The sequence below is a fragment of the Rhodohalobacter sp. 8-1 genome, assembly GCF_038150125.1.
Classification (GTDB): domain Bacteria; phylum Bacteroidota; class Rhodothermia; order Balneolales; family Balneolaceae; genus SW132.
On the sequence record NZ_JBBVMF010000007.1, the window covers coordinates 25467 to 40558 of the forward strand.

Consider the following 15092-nt stretch of genomic DNA (forward strand, 5'->3'; position numbering starts at 1 on the left):
TTTTTGGAATGAGTTACAATTTTTTTCTCTACACCTTATTTAAGTGAAATTTCATTGGCAGTGAATAGTCAAGTGCACCAATGCCAAACAGCGCGTAGTCATACCGGGCGGGATCGTCCGGATTCAGTATGGCGAGAGTATCGGTGAGTTCGTTTACGGTTTTCCAGTCGTTCGTGCGGCGGGTGATCAGACCGAATTTTCTGCCCTGCCTTGCCACGTGCACATCCAGTGGAATTTGTAGTTCTGATGGGGGCATAAAACTCCAAATTCCGGGGTCAACCGGGCTGTTCTTGCGGATAGTCCACCTCAAAAACATGTAAAGACGCTTGCATGGACTCCCGTTTTCAGGATTGGAAACGTGTTTCCGGGTGCGGGTAGCGAGATCAGGTGACATCATAAAGAACCGCTCATGGAAAACGCCCAAAAAAGGTCGGGATTCTGCTTTTCCGGTCTGATAACATTCGTGCCAAAACGCTTCAAAATCCGAATATCTTCGGTAGATTTCCTGAAGGGTGAGGACCAGCCCGTGCATGTCAATTGGCTTAAATGTACGGTGTTTAAATCCTCTGAAGACAGAAAACTTGGACTGGCTGTAGCTCATTACAAACTCAAATGGCGAGTACCGCATGCGCTCCAGGAGTTCATTCACTTTGGCTACAACTATATCACGGCGTCCCCAGGCCATGGTGGCTGCCAGGAAACCGGCGATCTCCTGATCGCGTTTATCATTAAAAGCGTGCATAAACTGAACCGGATCTTTTGGTATATAATCAGGCTGTTCAACCCTGTCGTTGATGTGGTCGAGGAGCGGCTTGAGTTCAAAAAGAGCAGATTTCGAACGTTTTCGCAGATGGGGCTTTTCAGGCATCAGATCAACCCGTTATTATCCTTGTTGTTCAGCGTTAAAAGTTTGTTGATCAGCACTTTGTTCGCTTTTGGAAAGGGATACTCATCAATCTCATCAAGCGTGACCCATTTTAGGTCGGTGCTGGATTTTGGTTTGGGCGTTCCGCTTTTGATGGTGCACCAATAGGCGTGGAGAGTAATTTTAAAGTGGGAATATGCGTGTTTCAGATCCATAAATTTATCACCAACATCAACCGTCACGCCCAATTCTTCATGGAGTTCGCGTTCCACCGTCCTTTCTATAGATTCGCCCTTCTCCTTTTTTCCGCCCGGAAACTCCCATAGCCCGCCAAGCATGGCATCGTCGGGTCGAAGCGCTATCAATAGTCTTCCGTAATCATTTTTTATTAAACCGACACCAATATGATGATGGGGGACTTTCTTTCGGGGAGATTTATATGGGATGACGTCTGTTTCCGCAGTCTTATAGGCAAGGCAGTCTATTGAAAGCGGACAGCTTTCACACTCCGGATTTTTCGGCGTACAGACAGTTGCGCCCAGTTCCATTACGGCTTGGTTAAAATCGCCGGGAGAATCTTCAGGTATAAGTGAATCAGCAATCTCCTGAATGTCACTTTTTACCCCCGATTTTCTGACATCATCTTTGATGCCAAAGTAGCGGCTAAATACCCGGATAACGTTTCCATCCACGACCGCTTGCTGCCTGTTGAAAGCGATACTGCTGATAGCCGCCGCGGTGTATGGTCCAATTCCCTTCAGATTCAAGAGTTCGCTGTAGGAATCGGGAAATTCTGAGCTATATCCACTCACAACATCCTTTGCAGCCTGATGCATATTTCGAGCCCTGGAATAGTAGCCGAGTCCTTCCCAGATTTTGAGAACGGTTTGCTGAGGCGCACCGGCAAGTATATCAACAGTCGGGAATTTTTTCAGGAAGCGTTCGTAGTAAGGAATAACCGTGCTGACCTGAGTTTGCTGAAGCATGATTTCCGAAATCCATATTTTATACGGGTCGGAGGTTTGCCGCCAGGGCATAGTACGTTTATTTTTTTCAAACCAATCGAGCAGGGCGGTAAGGGGGAAATCGGTCACTATAAATCAACGCCGTTTTCAGTGTCTTCTGTTTCTATGTCCGTCATTTCTATCACCTGCATGTTGTAATCCTGAGATGCCGCTGCACCAAACTGATCGGTGGCAATAACCCTGAACTGATGATCTCCAACCTGGCGAATGGTAGGTTCCCAGCTGAATACGCCGGTCTGCTCGTTGAGCGATGCTCCGTTCGGCAAATCAACGCCAAGATAACGAATAAGCTCAGGGTGAGTGCCGTCTGGATCAAATGCAGAAATTTTTAGCTCAAATCGCTCATTAGCGGGTAAAGACTGCATCCTGGATGGAGCAAACCGCGGGGGGGAGTTGAAAGGCTTCACATCCACCGTAAATGATGTTTGTGTGTTTCTTCCCCTGGGAGTGGTGGCTGTAACGGAGACTTGGTGGCGGCCTGTACTAGAAGCGCCAGGCTGCCAGAATAGCGAGCTGCCCCGGACCCGTATGCCATCAATCGAGCTGTTAACGCTCAAAGTTATATCTGACACATTTCCTGGATATCCCAAGATTTTAATAGGCTGTAATAGCGGCTTGGGAAAGGGCAGGCTAACCGTTTCAATCGGTTGAATTGAAAACGGCTGGTTGTCAGAAGCAGATTGTTCGCCGGATAAAGATTCTTCAGGAGATCGCAGAACGGGAAAAATGGAATTAAATTCTGTGATATAAAAACGGTTTTTATTGACGGTAAAGTAGTTTCCGGCACGCTCGTTTTGCTTCCACTGAGTGAGATCATCACCAAGAACTCCAACCCAGAGTTGACCGCTGGTACTTCGAATAATGACTTCCTCCATCCAGAACGAGATATCATCAATCGGATGACCCAATTCATTTTGTAACCTGGTCTGGCCGTTTGAGTCAATCAAATAAATATTCCCGTCATTGTCTGCTCCGATTAGCTCGTTGTCGGCAAAGAAAATTTTATCAACAGACTCTTCAAGTTCCACACTCTCTTCTATTATAAGCTGATCTTCAGTTGAGTTGAATTGGTAAATATCAATCTGCCTGTTATCACTTAATACATAGAGAAAACGATTGGCATCGGAGGCCAGATCATTTACGATACGCCCCTCGAACCGGTCAGGGTCAACACCTGCAGGTTCAGTGTCGACGCTTTCAGGGGTTTGAAGACTCAGGGATCCCAGCGAGCCATTTCTCATGACGATGTAAAGATTGTTTCCGATCCTGCGTGTGGAAACAGGTACATCAGGCAATACGGTAGAGGAATAAACACCAAGGACTGAAGTTGGCTCAATGACGGTTAATCGCCTGGAATTGCCATAGAGATAGGCAAAACGGATATCGGCATGGAGGCGATTTCCCCTGCGCTGCATGCCTGTTGATGTGTAGAGCCACTGCAGTGAATCGGGATAGGCACGGTAAACAACCAATCCTTCAGATTCAGATAGCACGTACAAATGTGCTTCGGAGCTTTCAATATCCAAAATATCGGGAATTTCCATTTCCCTTGTGATATCATGGTTATACTGAGCAGTGACCTCCGAGCCGCAAGTGAAAAAAATGAGCAGTAGAGTTGCCTTCAAAAGATTGTTCATGAAATCAGAGCCATTTATGTTTTTTATACCAGTGAAGGGTTCGCGAGATTCCTTCTTCAAGTGATATTTTTGGTTGGTAACCCAGTTCCTTCTCAGCTTTTTGAGTGCTGCAGGTCCACTCCAGAACCATTTCCCGGGCTTTCTCACGGTTTACAACGGGATATGAACCAAATAATGTTGCAGTTGTTTCAATAAACCCCGCAACTTTTTTTACGGCTGCGGGTGGGATTTTTAGAGATATACTTTTCTTGCCAAACACGGTATCTGCTATTTCCTTGATCTCCTGCCAGCAGGTAATTTGTCCGGATATAAAATAGGTATGAATTCCTTTTCTCGAGTCGGCTGCTGCTTTTACGATACCATCGACCATATCGGACACATAAACCATAGATAATTTAGGTTTCCGGCCATCGCCAACGATCGGTGTTATCCCGAATTTCATCAGTTTGAAAAGCGTATAAATTTGATCTTCTCGCGGGCCATATACCGCCGGCGGACGGAGAATTTTAACAGACATTTCATCATTTACTGTCTTACGGATCATCTTTTCCATAAGCCATTTCGATTTCCCATACATACTTACCGGCTCCATGGGATCGGATTCCATTTTGGGAGCTCCGTTGCTTGGACCGGCGGCTGCAAGTGAAGAGAGAACTACAATATTGGATACACCAGCCTGTTCTGCCACGCGGAGCAGGTTTTCAGTGGCATCAACATTGGCCCGATTGAACTCTTTCTGTGTCGGTGCAGAAACAACACCTGCAAGATGATATAAGGTATCAACACCTGTGAGTGCTTCCCGGAGTGCCGTTATTGAACTCAAATCACCGTGGATACGGGTGTAGGGTTTACTTGCAAGCCACTTTTCACGATTTCGAACCAGGCACCGCACCTCCGAGTAATCAGCAGAATTCATCAAAGACTCAGCAAGATGACTGCCAATAAACCCGGTTCCACCGGTAACAAATGCTTTCATTTAATTGTATATTATTTGGCTGGTTAAAGACCGAGTATCTTCCTAAGATACAAAGTAGAACATTGTATAGAAAACGACATGAGTCATTTGAAGGTTGCCTTATTTACCGGCAATTACAATCATATTCGCGATGGAGTATCCCTAACTTTAAATAAGTGGGTCTCATTCTTAATTGAAAATAACGCGGATGTACTCGTTTTTGGTCCTACAGTCGAAAACCCGGATGTGGATCATGTAGGAGAGCTTTCGGCTGTTCCATCAATCCAAATGCCCGGGAGACCTGAGTACAGGATTACCACAGGGTTCCCAGATAAAAACAGGGAACAACTTGAGAAATTCCAACCCGATATTGTTCACATTGCCACGCCGGATATTCTTGGATTCAAAGCTTTAAAGTGGGCAGTCAAATCAGGTGTGCCTATCGTTTCCTCTTATCATACGCACTTTACCAGCTACCTTAAATACTACAATCTGGGATTTATTGAAAAAATTGGATGGACGTATTTACGCTGGTTTTACAAACATTGTGAGCAGATTTATGTGCCTACAAAATCGATGGCGGCAGAGCTCAGAGAGAAAGATATTGGACGTACATCCGACTCTTTAAAGATTTGGGCAAGAGGGGTTGATACCGACCAATTCAATCCGTCTAAACGAGACTTAGACTGGCGAAAAAAAATGGGGTTTAAAGATAACGATATTGTATTTACATTTGTGTCGCGGCTAGTGTGGGAGAAGAATCTTAAGTTGTTTGCAAGTGTAGTAAGTAAGCTTCAGGAAAAATATCCCAGTGTTAGGTCAATGATTGTTGGCGACGGACCGGCACGCGAAGAGCTGGAGGAGATGGCACCAGCCACGAAATTTACCGGGTTCTTGAAAGGAGACGAACTGGCGTGCGCCTATGCCAGCAGTGATGTATTCTTCTTTCCTTCCGATACAGAAACATTTGGAAACGTTACTCTTGAAGCGATGGCATGCGGACTTCCGTGCCTTGTTGCAGATGCCCAGGGGAGTAAATCCCTTGTCGATCATGGTGAAAACGGCTATCTTGTGCCGGTTGAAAACGAAACGGGTTTTTTTTCGTATGCTGAAAAACTTGCAAAAGATGAGATGCTAAGGATTAAGCTTGGAGACAGTTCATTGGAAAAAGCGATGAACTATACCTGGGAAAAAATTAACTCAGATTTACTGAACCACTACATGGAAGTTCTTGAAATTAGCAGAGAGAATTAAAGATTCTAATGTAACAGTTTTGTCTCATCACCGTTTATGTAGGTTAGATTTGATCAGAATCACCTGGAGAATTTGTTTCCAGCGATGAAATTTATCAAAAATATCTGAATTAATTTATGTCGCTGAGGGTTTAATTGTGCCAAACAAGCCAAATCAGTACACTGCAAATTTTGTTATTTGCAAATAATTAGATTTTTTAATTGAAAGATAGATAGCCAGTTGCCGGTGTTAAGCTTTTGTTAATTTGATGGAACCTTAATACTCGGTATATTCGTTGTTTCCAAAAGTTTAAATTAAAGTTTTGTAATGGGCCAACCTGAAGCCGATACACAACAATACCAATCGATTTTTAAAAAAGCCCACGATTTCACGAAGGCTGATGAAATTAAAAAAATGGGGCTCTACCCCTATTTCAAACCTCTTCAGGCTACGGACGGCTCAACGGTACAAATAGATGGCCGCGAAGTCATTATGGCCGGGTCCAATAATTACCTGGGCCTCACAAACGATCCCCGGACTATCAAGGCCGCACAGGATGTACTCTCTGTTTATGGAACAGGCTGCACCGGATCACGATATTTAAATGGTACACTCGATCTCCATTTAGAGCTTGAAGAAAAGCTTGCAAAATTTATGGGTAAAGACTCATGCGTACTTTTTAGTACAGGTTACCAAACCAATGAAGGATCTATCCAAACGATTGCAGGTAGAAACGATATTATTTTTTCCGATCGCGACAACCACGCCTGTATTGTTGTGGGCACACAGGTCTCAAATGCAAAAACTGTGCGATTTCGGCATGATGATATGGATCATCTGCGCAGTATGATTGCGAAATCTGATCCGGATGCAGGCAAGATAATTGTTACCGATGGTGTATTCTCCATGTCGGGTGTTATTGCAAACATTCCTGAACTTGTGGATATAGCTAAAGAATACAATGCTGGTTTGTATGTTGATGACGCTCATGCAATCGGGGTTATCGGAGATGGTGGGCGCGGCTCCGCATCAGTCTTTAATCTGCTGGATGAAGTGGACCTTATTAGCGGAACATTTTCAAAATCATTCGCTTCTCTTGGAGGTTTTTTGGTGGGTGATCGTGAAGTGATTGAATATATTCGTCATCACTCTCCCGCACACATATTTAGTGCAAGTATGCCCCCGGCTAACGTGGCAACTGTGCTTAAATCACTCGAAATTTTACAGGAGGAACCCTGGCGGCTGGAAAGGCTGGATAAGATTTCTAATTACATGCGCACAGAACTCAGAAATCTCGGATTTAATGTATGGTCGAGTCAAACTCCAATCATCCCCGTGGTTATTGGTGATATGTTCGACTGCTTTAAGTTCTGGAAAGAATTATTTGAAGAAGGCGTGTATTCAAACGCCGTTGTGCCTCCGGCAGTGCCAAAAAATCAATCACTGCTCCGCACCAGTTACATGGCAACGCATACCGATGAGCAGCTCGACAGAATTTTAAGCGCCTTCAAGAAAGTAGGTCTCAGACAAGGAATCATTGATAATAACGGCCGCTCACTGATCGGCGAATCGTAATTATTGTGAATAAACAAGCCAATACAGATGCCATCTCTGTAGTCGATTCAAAAGAAGAGAAGAAAGAATTTTTAGAGTTCCCCTACCGGCATTATCAGGATGACGAGTACTGGGTGCCGCCACTACGTATTGAGCAGAAAAAGCTGATTGATACGGAGAACAATCCTTTCTATGAAAATGCTGATATAGAGCTCTTTCTTGTTTATAATAATGAAGAACTTGTTGGGCGCATTGCGGCTATTATCGATCATCGCTATAACGATTATCATAACACCAAAACCGGGTTCTTTGGTTTTTTTGAATGCATTAACCGTGAGCGTACGGCCAGGCTGATGTTTCAAATGACTGAAGAATGGCTCCGCTCAAGAGGTATGAATGAGATAATGGGCCCTACTAATCCCGGAATGATGGATGAAATTGGAATTCTTGTTGAAGGATTCCAGAAATATCCGTCCATTCTTATGCCCTATCACAAAGAATATTATGATCTCCTTCTGAAATCTGTTGGCCTGGAGAAGGCTATGGATCTTCTTACATATGAAGTAAATCAGGATAATGTAGACCGTGAACGAATGAACCGCGCGGTAGAAATTGTAAAACGAAGAATTCCAAACATCAGTATTCGTAAAATCCGCCTGAATAAAATCAAGCAGGAGATCAAAATTATTCAGGAAATATTTAATGAAGCCTGGAAAGATAACTGGGGATTCATTCCGTTATCTGAAGCTGAATTCATGTACCTCGCAAAAGATTTGAAATCTGTTGTGGATGATAAATATGCTCATATTGCGGAAGTAGATGGCCAGCCAGTTGCTTTTTCGATAGCCTTGCCCGACTACAACCAGATCCTTAAAAACATGAATGGAAAACTCTTTCCATTCGGACTCCTAAAGATACTTTGGAACCGCAGGAAAATTACCCGCATCAGAACAGCGTTGATGGGCGTAATCCCTGAATACCAAGGGAAGGGGATTGACGCACTTTTACATAGAGAATCAATTGAAAACGGCCTGAAGTACAACAAATATGCTTCAGAAATCGGATGGATTCTTGAAAGCAATGTTCAGATGAACCGGGTTGCCGAGAAAATTGGTGGCGAGCATGACAAAACCTACCGAATGTACCGGAAATCGCTCTGAAACGGTTCCCCCACTTTTCTGATTGAGTCTCAAATATCGTATATTCAGGTCTAAGAAAAACCTGAATTAAGTATTTGAGATTATGAGTGAATTTCGAGTAGAAAAAGATTCGATGGGTGACGTAAAGGTACCAAAAAATGCCTATTACGGTGCCCAGACACAGAGAGCTTTTGACAATTTTCCGGTAAGTGGTATTCGCTTCAGCCGTGAATTTATTGCTGCACTTGGCCAGGTTAAGAAAACCGCCGCAAAAGTAAACGCCGATCTTGGTCTTCTCGACAAAGAAATATCATCCGCTATCCAAAAAGCAGCCCAGGAAGTATCTGACGGGAATTTTGATGAGGACTTTGTTGTGGATATTTTTCAGACCGGTTCCGGTACTTCCACAAACATGAACGCTAATGAGATTATTTCCCGGCGTGCTAACGAACACTATTCCGGAGAAAATGGCCCGATCCATCCTAACGATCATGTAAATTTTGGACAGAGTTCAAACGATGTAATTCCCACATCTATAAGAGTGGCGTCGGCTAAAGCTGTCACTGAGAACCTGATCCCTTCCCTGAGCCATCTTCACGAAACCTTTCTTAACAAAGCTGAAGAGCTAAAAGATGTTGTGAAAACGGGTCGCACCCATCTTATGGACGCAATGCCGGTTACTATGAAACAAGAGCTCAGCGGATATGCCCGTCAAGTAGAACTTGGTATTGACAGGCTTAATTCGGCACTTATCAGAATTCGGGAACTGCCTCAGGGAGGGACTGCTGTAGGAACAGGATTAAATACGCATCCGGACTTTGGGAAGCAGTTTGCCGCTGAAATTTCCGAGGCAACAGGAATCGATTTTAAAGAAGCCGAAAATCATTTTGAAGCCCAGGCTACTGTGGACGCCCCAGTGGAACTAAGTGGCCAGCTGAAGACAATTGCGGTTGGTATGATGAAGATTGGTAACGATTTCCGCTGGATGAATTCAGGACCGAATAGCGGGATTGGAGAAATTGAGCTCGAGGCCCAGCAGCCGGGTTCGTCTATCATGCCGGGCAAAGTAAATCCGGTAATGGAAGAATCTCTGACAATGGTTGCTGCACAGATAATAGGCAATGATGCTGCCATCACAGTCGGTGGTCAGTCAGGTAATTTTGAGCTGAATGTAATGTTACCACTGGTTGCTCATAACCTGCTTGAATCGATAAAAATATTGGGTAATTCGGTGAAGAATTTTGCTGAACGATCGGTGAAAGGATTCAAGGTAAAAGAGGATCGTATTAAAGAACTGGTAGGTAAAAATCCCATTCTCGTAACAGCTCTCAATCCACTGATTGGATATGACAAAGCTGCAAAAATCGCTAAAAAAGCATTCGCTGAAGATCGTGCGGTAATGGATGTGGCAAGAGAAATGACAGATCTTACAGATGACGAACTGAAGAACGCCTTGGAACCATTAAATATGACAAAAGGCGGCTTCATGGAGTAGAAAAGCGGTTTTATAATCGATTGCTCTTTGGTTTATCTATCGGAAGACCTTATTATTAGTCCGCCAAATTGGACAGTTCGAAGAAACGTGCGTGGTAATGAATTCTTAAAGGAATTATGAGTACAACAAAGGAAAAGCGTAAGACGAAATATTCTAAAAAAAAGGCGGAAGAAATTCTGAGTGACTACAGAATCGCTTGGCTGAGTCGGCATGTGTCGTACCTTGGAAGAAAAGAAGTGCTGACAGGAAAAGCTAAGTTTGGGATTTTCGGTGACGGAAAGGAATTGCCACAAATTGTGATGGCAAAATATTTCAAAAAAGGAGATTTCAGAGCCGGCTATTATCGTGATCAGACATTTATGATGGCCATTGACGGGCTCAAAATTGAGGAGTTTTTTGCTCAGCTTTATGCTAATCCGAATGTGGAAGAGGACCCGAATTCCGGAGGGCGCCAGATGAATTCACATTTTGCTACACGGCTTCTGAACGAAGATGGCAGCTGGAAACCTCAAACCGAGATGAAAAATACAGCGGCTGACTTGTCACCAACAGCCGGCCAGATGCCAAAACTTCTGGGGCTCGCCCAGGCGTCTAAAGTGTACCGACAGAGTGATGAACTTGGAAAACGAACGAATTTTACGAATCAGGGAAACGAAGTGGCTTGGGGTACAATTGGAGATGCAAGTACATCTGAAGGCCATTTTTGGGAGACAATGAATGCGGCCGGCGTTCTCCAGGTTCCCATGATTGTTTCGGTTTGGGATGATGGTTATGGCATTTCGGTATCAAAAAAATACCAGACCATCAAAGAAAGTATATCCAAAGCACTGCGGGGCTTTAAGCGAACAAAACGTCAGCCCGGCATTGAAATTATTACGGCGAAGGCGTGGGATTACCAGGAACTTATTGATGCATATGAAGAGGCGGAAAGGGTAGCTCGTGAAGAACATGTTCCGGTTCTTGTGCATGTTCAGGAAGTTACGCAGCCACAAGGGCACTCGACATCAGGCTCGCATGAACGGTATAAAGAAGAAGACCGCCTTGAGTGGGAAGAGAAACATTGCTGCAATCGCAAATTCCGATCCTGGATTTTATCAGAAGATATTGCCACAGAAGAAGAGCTTGATAAGATAGAAGAAGAGACCAAAGAGGAAGTGAAGGCTAAGCAGAAAAAAGCCTGGAAATCTTTTCAGGAACCCATTTTACGCCAAAAAGAGGATCTTAATAATAAGCTAAGCAACTTAATTGACTCCCATCCTGAGTTTTCAATACTCAGTAAATATAAAGATGAGCTGAAGCGTAAAACAAGACCCTATCGCAGAGATATTATTTCACTAGCGCGCAAAGCACTGACTGAGCTGAGGGGTAAAGATTCCGAGGCGATCAGGGATTTTAGAATTTGGCTAAAAGACCTTGTTGATAAAAACCGCGAACTGTATGATTCCCATCTGTACAGTGAGTCAAACCGCTCCCCTCTGCTTGTTGATGAGGTGAAACCTACCTACCCAAATGATGCTAAACGCGTTGACGGGAGGGTAGTACTGCGCGATAATTTTGATGTTTTATTTGATCAGTATCCTGAAGTAATGGTCTTTGGCGAAGATGCGGGGCAGCTGGGAGATGTGAATCTCGGCCTTGAGGGCATGCAGGAAAAGTATGGCAAAATGCGCGTGTCTGATACGGGAATTCGTGAAGCTACGATACTTGGCCAGGGCATTGGCCTTGCTCTTCGAGGCCTTCGCCCGATTGCTGAGATTCAGTATCTCGATTACTTGCTCTATTGCTTTCAGGGTTTGAGCGATGATTTGGCTACACTTCGGTATCGAACCCATGGCGGCCAGGCAGCACCCGTTATTGTTCGTACAAGAGGGCACCGGCTTGAGGGGATCTGGCACGCCGGGTCACCGATGGGCGTTATTCTTGGCGGGCTTAGAGGCATACATGTTTGCGTTCCCAGTAATTTGACGGACGCTGCCGGGTTTTACAATACTCTGCTTAAAGGCGATGACCCTGCACTGATAATAGAGCCGTTAAATGCGTACCGTCTGAAAGAAAAGCTTCCTGAAAATCTTGGTGAATTTACGGTTCCCCTTGGAATCCCATCCATCAAAGAGAAAGGTGATGATATCACGGTAGTTTCATACGGATCTACGCTGAATCTTGTTCACTCTGTTTTACCGGATCTAAAAGACGCAGATATATCTGTGGAGCTAATCGATGTGAGAACGCTTCTTCCGTTTGATCGAAACCAAATGATTCTGGAATCTCTGAAAAAGACGAATCGAATTCTATTTGTTGATGAAGACGTTCCCGGCGGGGCAACGGCGTATATGATGCAGCAGGTCATCGGCAAGCAAAAAGGGTACTATCATCTTGATTCAGAAGCAAAATGCCTGTCCTCGAAAGCGCACAGAACCGCCTACGCAAGCGATGGTGATTATTTCACCAAGCCTAATGCCGAGGATATTTTTGAGACGATCTATGGGATGATGAGCGAAGCGGATGTTTCAAAATATCCACCGTTGATTTGATTCAATGTATTTTGAGTTTCACTCCTGCTAAAGGAGTGCAAACCTAAGGCGTAAAACTAACTTGTACCAAAGGAATCGACCACTAAGCATTGTGAGTAGAATCCTTTAAAAAAGGGGGATTCCGGATCGTAGTTCGAAATGAATATTAAAAGTGGCTTTGTGCTTTAGATATTCCTTCAGCGGAAAGCCTTCTTAAAGAATGATCCAGTCAAGGAATATGAAAATCCAGATAAGCGGCAGGTAAGCGAAAGAGGAGAACATCACTCCCTTCGCCGTTGAAATGTCGCGCTGGATGGCAAATTTGAGGCCGTAATAAAGAAATGCAGCCGTTGAGAGGAGCGATCCTGAGAGATAAATCCAACTCACGAGATCCATCACAAAAAGTTTATAAACTGTAGGGAAAAGGATCAGCATGGGTAGAATGACCCAAATCGCGGCTTTAATTCCTTTCCGATCATTTTTTGGCAACATTTTAAATCCTGCGTGCTCATAGTCCTTTTTGCAAACCCAGGCTATGGCAACAACGTGGGGCACCTGCCAGCAGAAAACAATACCGAATAGGATCCACATACCGTGTTCAAGAACTGTTCCGGAGGCAGCCGCCCATCCACCGACAACCGGTAACGCACCGGGTACAGCACCCACAAATACGTTAAGAGCCGAAATGCGTTTCAAAGGTGTATAGGCAAACAGGTAAATGATGGTGGTGGCCAGGGAAACAATACCCGCTACAACATTAACCATGGCCAGGAGATAAGCAAGTCCGGCAAATATCAGAACGGTTGAAAAAATAAATCCGTTTTGAGAGCTGATTCTGGAATCGGGCAGGGGCCGGCTGCTTGTGCGATGCATCAATCCGTCGAGCCCGCGTTCCATAAACATATTATGTGCAGATGTGCCGGCCGCAATCAGGTAAGTGCCCAACAACGCATGAAACATCAGTACATAGTTCAGCGAGCCGGCTGAGCCCATGATAAAACCGATGAGCATGCTTGCTACAACACTCAATGTTATACCGGGCTTCGTAAGCTCGTAATAATCTTTTAAAGTGTCGGTAAAAAACTTTACCGAGCCCGATTGTGTACTTGTTGTTTCCATAAAACTAGTTATAAATGACAGCCTTAAATTTAAACTTTTTCAGCGTGATATGTTACCTTAATATCTGCTTCAAATTGGCGCCGTATAATTGGGCTTCAAAAGACTGAGCGGAGATAATGTCATTAATATTTGTGAATACTGAATGAAACTTAACTTATATCAAAAAACGGCAATCACGACGGTTATTGCCACATTGGTACTTATTTTAATAGGCGGCTTGGTTCGTGCTGCCGGGGCCGGGTTAGGATGTCCGGATTGGCCGCAATGTTTTGGTATGTGGATTCCTCCGACAAGCGCCGCTGAACTTCCGCCGCAGTATGATGCATCTCTTTTTAATCCTATTCATACATGGCTGGAGTATATAAACCGTCTGGTCGGTGTGCTCATTGGATTTCTTATAACGCTTACGTTTGTGTTTTCTTTCAAATATCGTAAAACAGATCCGGTTGTAACGATCTCTTCAGGAATTGCATTTCTTCTTGTGCTTGTACAGGGATGGCTGGGTGGACAGGTTGTGAAGTCCGGGCTTAGCGCCGGTATGATTACGATCCACATGATTCTGGCAATGATCATCGTAAACACGCTTCTATTTGCATCATTCCGTGCTATGAACGATCGGCTATCTACCCGATTGCTTCCAAAAACGAAGAAGTTATTGCTCATTGTTTCAGGAGCTATTTTGTTTGTTACTCTTGTGCAGTTGGTTCTGGGCACACAAGTACGGGAATCGATAGATGTGGCAAAAAACGTGCTCGAACTCCCGAGAGAACAGTGGATAAACACATCGGATTTACTGTACGTTGTGCACCGAAGTTTTTCCTGGATTGTGGTTATCTTGGCTGTTTATCTGCTTTATGTGAATAAAAAAAGAGATGTCCCCGGCCGTCTAAAAAATATTGGATATGCGATTTTCGGCCTGATCATACTGCAAATGTTCCTGGGTCTTGGAATGGAACGTCTGAATATTCCCGGCACCCTACAGCTTCTCCACCTCGTGAGTGTATCTGTGTTAATCTGTGCGGAATTTTTGTTTATGCTGATCGTTGGATTTTCACGTGATAAAGATCAGGGGCCGGCAAATTCAACAAAAGCAGCATCTTAATTGGTTTGATAAGAGTCATATTTACTTAAGAGGCAGGGCGGATGATATTGGGACCTACAATTTCTCCAGAAGTTTATTCAGAAATAGATTTACCTCTCTGAGATCCTTTTTGAGGTGCAGAGGGAGATCTTCAGTTCTAATACCCTCGGTTTCGGGTTCACCCTCTTCAATGATTTTTTTGGCACCTGCAGTACTGTACTTTTTTGTCTGGATGAGATCTTTCAAACGGAGGACGAATGTAAGGTCTTCTTCGCGGTAAGTACGATTTCCAGCTTTATTCTTTCTTGGTGAAAGATCATCAAAAATTGTTTCCCAGTACCGTAAAACGTGGGGTTCAATGGCTGTAATTTCGCTAACTTCACCAATTGAGTAATAGAGTTTCTTCATAGCACTGAAATCTGTTATTTTCTTTTTGATCATCCCGGGACGATAGAATGAAAATATTCTAAAGAATATGC

Annotated in this window: 12 protein-coding genes; 6 read left to right on the forward strand and 6 right to left on the reverse strand. The window is 44.1% G+C overall.

Annotated elements, in window-relative coordinates; all coding sequences use genetic code 11:
* Window positions 1-28 precede the first annotated feature (28 nt).
* The 4 genes from AABW11_RS08790 to AABW11_RS08805 are packed head-to-tail and all read right to left on the reverse strand — an operon-like array spanning window position 29 to window position 4503.
* Window positions 29-868: a TIGR02757 family protein gene (locus tag AABW11_RS08790; protein WP_340104702.1), complete on the reverse strand. Its 840-nt coding sequence runs from the start codon at window positions 866-868 to the stop codon at window positions 29-31.
* Window positions 868-1959 (reverse strand): A/G-specific adenine glycosylase, encoded by a 1092-nt coding sequence (mutY, locus tag AABW11_RS08795; RefSeq protein ID WP_340104703.1) that lies wholly within the window; start codon window positions 1957-1959, stop codon window positions 868-870. Before mutY ends, AABW11_RS08790 begins: the two co-directional genes overlap by 1 nt.
* Window positions 1959-3527 (reverse strand): Ig domain-containing protein, encoded by a 1569-nt coding sequence (locus tag AABW11_RS08800; RefSeq protein WP_340104704.1) that lies wholly within the window; start codon window positions 3525-3527, stop codon window positions 1959-1961. The genes mutY and AABW11_RS08800 overlap by 1 nt, the downstream gene beginning before the upstream one ends.
* A gap of 4 nt (window positions 3528-3531) precedes the next feature.
* A complete protein-coding gene (locus AABW11_RS08805; protein WP_340104705.1) occupies window positions 3532-4503 on the reverse strand; it encodes an NAD-dependent epimerase/dehydratase family protein in 972 nt (323 codons plus the stop codon).
* A gap of 78 nt (window positions 4504-4581) precedes the next feature.
* Here AABW11_RS08805 and AABW11_RS08810 point away from each other — a divergent pair, with 78 nt between their 5' ends.
* The 5 genes from AABW11_RS08810 (at window position 4582) to AABW11_RS08830 (ending at window position 12434) form a co-directional block, all read left to right on the forward strand.
* Entirely contained in the window at window positions 4582-5736 is a 1155-nt protein-coding gene (locus AABW11_RS08810) for a glycosyltransferase family 4 protein (protein ID WP_340104706.1), read from the forward strand.
* A gap of 306 nt (window positions 5737-6042) precedes the next feature.
* Window positions 6043-7290, forward strand: coding sequence for an aminotransferase class I/II-fold pyridoxal phosphate-dependent enzyme (locus tag AABW11_RS08815; protein ID WP_340104707.1), 1248 nt, complete (start codon window positions 6043-6045; stop codon window positions 7288-7290).
* A 5-nt stretch (window positions 7291-7295) separates the two neighbouring features.
* Window positions 7296-8429 (forward strand): hypothetical protein, encoded by a 1134-nt coding sequence (locus tag AABW11_RS08820; protein ID WP_340104708.1) that lies wholly within the window; start codon window positions 7296-7298, stop codon window positions 8427-8429.
* Between the two features lie 82 nt (window positions 8430-8511).
* The gene (locus AABW11_RS08825) at window positions 8512-9903 is read left to right on the forward strand and encodes a class II fumarate hydratase (protein WP_340104709.1); all 1392 of its coding nucleotides are present in this window, start codon (window positions 8512-8514) and stop codon (window positions 9901-9903) included.
* A 116-nt stretch (window positions 9904-10019) separates the two neighbouring features.
* Window positions 10020-12434 (forward strand): alpha-ketoacid dehydrogenase subunit alpha/beta, encoded by a 2415-nt coding sequence (locus AABW11_RS08830; protein ID WP_340104710.1) that lies wholly within the window; start codon window positions 10020-10022, stop codon window positions 12432-12434.
* Between the two features lie 192 nt (window positions 12435-12626).
* On the opposite strand, the gene cyoE is transcribed toward AABW11_RS08830, so the two are convergent.
* Window positions 12627-13532 carry a heme o synthase gene (cyoE, locus tag AABW11_RS08835; protein ID WP_340104711.1) on the reverse strand — a complete coding sequence of 302 codons (906 nt, stop codon included), beginning with the start codon at window positions 13530-13532 and terminating at the stop codon, window positions 12627-12629.
* A gap of 142 nt (window positions 13533-13674) precedes the next feature.
* On the opposite strand from cyoE, the gene AABW11_RS08840 reads away from it, so the two are divergent.
* On the forward strand, window positions 13675-14634 hold the full coding sequence (locus AABW11_RS08840; protein WP_340104712.1) for a COX15/CtaA family protein: 960 nt from the start codon (window positions 13675-13677) through the stop codon (window positions 14632-14634).
* 54 nt (window positions 14635-14688) lie between these two features.
* Here the strand turns inward: AABW11_RS08840 and AABW11_RS08845 are convergent, their stop codons facing one another.
* Window positions 14689-15021 (reverse strand): MerR family transcriptional regulator, encoded by a 333-nt coding sequence (locus AABW11_RS08845; RefSeq protein WP_340104713.1) that lies wholly within the window; start codon window positions 15019-15021, stop codon window positions 14689-14691.
* Between the last annotated feature and the right edge of the window lie 71 nt (window positions 15022-15092).

Excerpts from the sequence above, each read along its gene's own strand:
- cyoE (WP_340104711.1), bottom strand. The coding sequence starts at position 13,532 with ATGGAAACAACAAGTACACAATCGGGCTCGGTAAAGTTTTTTACCGAC.
- AABW11_RS08810 (WP_340104706.1), top strand. The coding sequence starts at position 4,582 with ATGAGTCATTTGAAGGTTGCCTTATTTACCGGCAATTACAATCATATT.
- AABW11_RS08790 (WP_340104702.1), bottom strand. The coding sequence starts at position 868 with ATGCCTGAAAAGCCCCATCTGCGAAAACGTTCGAAATCTGCTCTTTTT.
- AABW11_RS08825 (WP_340104709.1), top strand. The coding sequence starts at position 8,512 with ATGAGTGAATTTCGAGTAGAAAAAGATTCGATGGGTGACGTAAAGGTA.
- AABW11_RS08815 (WP_340104707.1), top strand. The coding sequence starts at position 6,043 with ATGGGCCAACCTGAAGCCGATACACAACAATACCAATCGATTTTTAAA.
- AABW11_RS08830 (WP_340104710.1), top strand. The coding sequence starts at position 10,020 with ATGAGTACAACAAAGGAAAAGCGTAAGACGAAATATTCTAAAAAAAAG.
- AABW11_RS08800 (WP_340104704.1), bottom strand. The coding sequence starts at position 3,527 with ATGAACAATCTTTTGAAGGCAACTCTACTGCTCATTTTTTTCACTTGC.
- AABW11_RS08805 (WP_340104705.1), bottom strand. The coding sequence starts at position 4,503 with ATGAAAGCATTTGTTACCGGTGGAACCGGGTTTATTGGCAGTCATCTT.
- AABW11_RS08845 (WP_340104713.1), bottom strand. The coding sequence starts at position 15,021 with ATGAAGAAACTCTATTACTCAATTGGTGAAGTTAGCGAAATTACAGCC.
- AABW11_RS08840 (WP_340104712.1), top strand. The coding sequence starts at position 13,675 with ATGAAACTTAACTTATATCAAAAAACGGCAATCACGACGGTTATTGCC.